Annotated in this window: 1 protein-coding gene; it reads left to right on the plus strand. The window is 70.4% G+C overall.

Annotated features, from left to right (window positions below):
* The coding region (locus JF781_RS27310) for an SDR family NAD(P)-dependent oxidoreductase (RefSeq protein ID WP_225341340.1) at window positions 1–5,486 on the plus strand (5,486 nt) is incomplete at both ends.

Raw genomic sequence — 5,486 nt, forward strand, 5'->3', positions numbered from 1 at the left:
CGAAACGCTGCCCGCGACGTTGCATGTCGATGAGCCGAGCCCGCATGTGGATTGGTCGGCGGGGTTGGTGTCGTTGCTGACCGAGGCTCGGCCCTGGCGGGCGGATGGTCCGCGTCGGGCCGGGGTGTCGTCGTTCGGTATCAGCGGCACCAACGCGCACGTGATCATCGAGTCGGGCCCGGAGGCCCCGCAGCGAGAAGCCGGTCCGGCGCTACCTGTGGTCCCGTGGGCGTTGTCGGCGAAGTCGCCCACGGCGCTGGCGGCGCAGGCTGCGCGGCTGGCCGAATATCTGCGCGCCCACGATGAATTGGACGTCGCGGACGTGGGCTGGACGCTGGCCGGTCGCGCGACGTTCGAGCACCGGGCGGTGGTGGTCGGAGGCGACCGGGACCGGTTGCTGGCCGGGCTGGACGAGCTGGCCAACGACGACCCGGCCGGGACGGTTCTGCGCGGCACCGCGACGCCGGCGGGCAAGACCGTGTTCGTCTTCCCCGGCCAGGGTTCCCAATGGCTGGGCATGGGCATCGAATTGCTGGATACCGCACCGGTTTTCGCGCAACAGATCCAGGCATGCGAAGAGGCGTTCTCGGAATTCGTCGACTGGTCGCTGATCGACGTGCTGCGCGGCGCACCTGGCGCCCCGGGGATGGACCGCGTCGACGTGGTGCAGCCGGTGCTGTTCGCGGTGATGGTGTCGCTGGCCGAACTCTGGAAATCGGTCGGGGTCAGTCCGGATGCGGTGATCGGCCACTCGCAAGGCGAAATCGCCGCGGGCTACGTCGCCGGCGCCTTGTCGTTGCGCGACGCCGCCCGCGTGGTCACGCTGCGCAGCAAGCTGCTGCGATCGCTGGCCGGCCCCGGCGGCATGCTGTCGATCGCCTGCAGCACCGAGCGGGCGCGGGAGTTGTTGGCGCCCTACGGAAATCGGGTCAGCATCGCCGCGGTCAACGGCCGATCGGCCGTGGTGGTATCGGGCGATGTCGCCGCGCTTGACGAGCTCGTCGGCTTCTGCGCCGACCTCGAACTGAGGACCCGGCGGATCGACGTGGACTACGCCTCGCACTCGGTCGAGGTCGAGGCGATCCGCGATGACCTCGCCGAGGCACTGTCCGGTATCGAGCCGCGTTCCTCGCGCATCGCGTTCTTTTCCACGGTGACCGGAAACCGCTTGGACACAGCGGGATTGGACACCGACTACTGGTACCGCAACATCCGGCAGACCGTGCAGTTCGATCAGGCCGTGCGCAGCGCGAGCGAGCACGGATACCGGACGTTCATCGAGTCCAGCCCGCATCCGGCCCTGGTCGCCGGGATCGAGGACACCGCCAACCATCAGGCCGACCGCAACGCCGAGGTCTGCGAAGCGAAGGTCATTCCCACCCTGGGGCGTGACGACGGCGGCCTCGACCGGTTCCTGACGTCGGCCACCACCGCGTTCGTTGCGGGAGTGAGCGTGCGTTGGCGCGGCGCGCTGGGCGGCGCCGGCTTCGTCGAGCTGCCGACGTATGCCTTTGACCGACGGCGGTTTTGGCTGTCCGGCGAAGGCGTCGCGGCCGACGCCACGGGCCTGGGGCTGGGAACCAGCGAGCACCCGCTGCTGGGCGCGGTCGTCGAGCTGCCGGCCTCGGGCGGGGTGGTGCTCACGGGCCGCCTGTCGCCCAGCCAGCAGGGCTGGCTGACCGATCACGCCGTGTCCGGTGCGGTCGTGTTTCCCGGTGCCGGATTCGTGGAGCTGGCGATCCGCGCCGGCGACGAAGTCGGGTGTTCGACGGTCGACGAACTGACCTTGCAGGCGCCGTTGATGTTGCCGGCCAAGGGTTCCGGGTCGGGATCGGTTGCCATCCAGGTGGTGGTGGGCCCCGCCGAAGAGTCCGGTCAGCGCGTCGTGTCGATCTTCTCGCGCCCCGACACCGGTTCGGGCTGGGTGTGCCACGCCGAGGGAACGTTGAGCACCGGCTCGGTCGAGCCGCGCGCGGATCTGTCGGCGTGGCCGCCGGCGGGCGCCGTCGCGGTCGACCCGGCGGACGGTTACGAGCAATTGGCCGCGCGCGGTTACGGTTACGGCCCGGCTTTCCGGGGCTTGACCGCGGCCTGGGTACGCGGCGACGAGGTGTTCGCCGAGGTGCGGCTGCCCGACGCCGCCGGGGGCGTCACCGGGTTCGGCGTGCACCCGGCGCTGCTCGACGCGGCCATGCACGCGCTGGTCATCGGCCACCAAATGGCCGACCACACCGACGAAGTGGTGTTGCCGTTCTCCTGGCAGGGCGTGTCGTTGCATGCCGCGGGTGCGTCGGCGGTGCGCGCACGCATCGCGCCGGCCGCCGCCAGCGCGGTGTCGATCGAGCTGGCCGACGGCCTGGGGTTGCCGGTGCTGTCCGTGCGCGCGATGGTGGCGCGCTCGGTGAGCGAGCGGCAGCTGCGCGCGGCGGTGTCGGCGTCGGGCCCGGACCGGCTCTTCGAGGTGGAGTGGGCGCCCGCGTCCGCGTCCACCGGGGAGTCGCCAGCGCACGAGGTCTTCGAATCCTTTGCGGCCGAGGAGGATCCGGTCACCGGATCGTATCGCCGCACACATGAGGTTCTGGCCGCCGTGCAGTCGTGGCTGACCGAGCATGACGCCGGGGTCTTGGTCGTCGCGACGCGCGGCGCGATGGGACTGGCGGGGGAGGACGTACCCGATCTGGCCGGCGCGGCCGTGTGGGGGCTGGTGCGGGCGGCGCAGACCGAGCACCCCGGCCGGATCGTGCTGGTGGATTCCGATGCCCCGCTGGACGATAGCGCTATCGCGACCGTTCTCGCGGTCGGCGAACCCCAGGTGCTGCTGCGCGACGGCAAGGCCCACACCGCGCGGGTGCGCGGTAGCCGCGCGGTCGACGGCATCATGACACCGCCCGAAGACCGACCCTGGAGGCTGGGCATCAGCAGCGCGGGCACCTTCGAAAACCTGCAACTCGAGCCGATTCCCAACGCCGACGCTCCGCTGGAGCCGGGTCAGGTTCGCGTGGCCCTGCGCGCGATCGCCACCAACTTCCGCGACGTCATGATCACCCTGGGCATGTTCACCCACGAGGCGCTGCTCGGTGGCGAAGGCGCCGGGGTGGTGGTCGAGGTCGGGCCGGGAGTCACCGAATTCGCCGTCGGCGATTCGGTGTACGGGTTCTTCCCCGACGGCAGCGGCACCCTGGTGCCCGGTGACGTCCGCCTGTTGCAGCACAAGCCCGCCGAATGGTCCTACGCCGACGCCGCCGGCATCTCCGCGGTCTTCACCACCGCGTACATGGCGTTCATCCACCTGGCCGAGGTCAAGCCCGGGCAGCGGGTGCTGGTGCATGCCGCCGCCGGTGGGGTCGGGATGGCCGCCGTCCAGCTCGCCCGGCACTTGGGCCTGGAGGTGTTCGCCACCGCGAGCCGCGGCAAATGGGACACGTTGCGGGCCATGGGCTTCGACGACGACCACATCTCGGATTCCCGCAGCCTCGAGTTCGAGGACAAGTTCCGCTCGGTCACCGGCGGGGCCGGCATGGACGTGGTGCTGGACTCGCTCGCCGGGGAATTCGTCGACGCCTCCCTGCGCCTGGTCGCTCCCGGCGGCATGTTCCTGGAAATGGGCAAGACCGACATCCGCGATCCGGGCGTGGTGGCCCAGGAGTACCCGGGCGTCCGCTACCGCGCCTTCGACCTGTTCGAGCCCGGACGTCCCCGGATGCACCAGTGGATGATCGAGCTTGCCGGACTGTTCGACGCAGGGGTCCTGAAACCGTTGCCGGTGACGACCTTTGACATCCGCCGCGGTCGCGCGGCGTTGCGCTATTTGAGCCAGGCCCGTCACATCGGCAAGGTGGTCATGACTGTGCCTACCGGACCGGGTGCCGGCCTGGCCTCGGGCACGGTGCTGATCACCGGCGGGACCGGCATGGCGGGCTCCACGTTGGCTCGTCACCTGGTGGCGCACCACGGCGTCGAAGACCTGGCGTTGCTGAGCCGGCGGGGACCGGACGCGCCGGGAGCCGCCGAGCTGATCGCCGAGGTGGAAGCGGCAGGCGCCCGGGTGCGAGTGATCGCCTGCGACGCAGCCGACCGGGCCGCACTGGCCGCGGTGATCACCGAACTGTCGGCGCAGCGGCCGTTGTCCGGCGTGATCCACGCGGCCGGCGTGCTCGACGACGCGATGGTCACCTCGCTGACGCCCGAACGGGTCGACGCGGTGATGCGGGCCAAGATCGACGCGGCCTGGAATTTGCACGAACTGACCCGCGACCTGAATCTGTCGGCGTTCGTGATGTTTTCGTCGATGGCCGGGCTGGTGGGCTCGTCGGGCCAGGGCAACTACGGCGCCGCGAACTCGTTCCTCGACGGGCTGGCGGCACATCGGTGCGCGCAGGGGCTGCCGGCGATCTCGCTGGGCTGGGGCCTGTGGGACCAGGCCAGCGCCATGACCGGCAGTCTCGACGCCGCCGACCTCGCCCGGCTGGGCCGCGACGGAATCTTGGCGCTGTCCTCGGACGAGGCGATGGAACTGTTCGACACGGCATTGATCGTCGACGAACCCTTCCTGGCGCCGGCCCGCATCGATCTCGGCGCGCTGCGCGCCCATGCGGTCGCGGTGCCACCGATGTTCGCCGACCTGGTCAACGCGCCCACGCGGCGCCGGGTCGACGACTCGCTCGCGGCCGCGAAGTCCAAATCGGCTCTGGCGCATCGCCTGGATGGCCTCTCCGAGGCCGAGCAGCACGCCGTGCTGCTGGACCTGGTGCGTTCGCATATCGCCACCGTGCTGGGCAACACCTCCGCCGAGGCGATCGACCCGGACAAGGCGTTCCAGGAGTTGGGCTTTGACTCGCTGACCGCGGTCGAAATGCGGAACCGCCTCAAAACCGCGACGGGACTGGCGCTTTCGCCCACACTGATCTTCGACTACCCGACACCCAACGGCCTGGCCGGCTATATCCGCACCGAGCTCGCCGGGGCCCCGCGGGAGATCAAGCACGCCCCGGTCGCGCGCGCCACCCAGGACGATCCGATCGTGATCGTCGGCATGGCGTGCCGGTATCCGGGCGGGGTGAATTCCCCCGAGGATCTGTGGCAGATGCTCACCGAGGGCCGCGATGTGCTCTCCGAATTCCCGACCGACCGCGGCTGGGATCTGGCCGGCGTGTACAACCCGGACCCCGACGTCCCGGGCACCTGCTACACCCGTACCGGGGGTTTCGTCGACGGCGTCGCGGACTTCGACCCGGCCTTCTTCGGTATCGCGCCGAGCGAGGCACTCGCGATGGACCCGCAGCAACGCATCTTCCTCGAGCTCTCCTGGGAAGCCTTGGAGCGGGCGGGAATTGAGCCCGGAGCGTTGCGTGGCAGCGCCACCGGCATGTTTGCCGGCGTGTACACGCAGGGTTACGGCATGGACGCCGCGCCCACCGCGGAGGGCTTCCGGCTGACCGGCCAGTCCTCGAGTGTCGCCTCGGGGCGGGTGTCGTATGTGCTGGGGT

This window comes from Mycobacterium sp. WUMAC-067 (assembly GCF_020217485.1).
In the GTDB taxonomy this organism is placed as follows: Bacteria; Actinomycetota; Actinomycetes; order Mycobacteriales; family Mycobacteriaceae; genus Mycobacterium.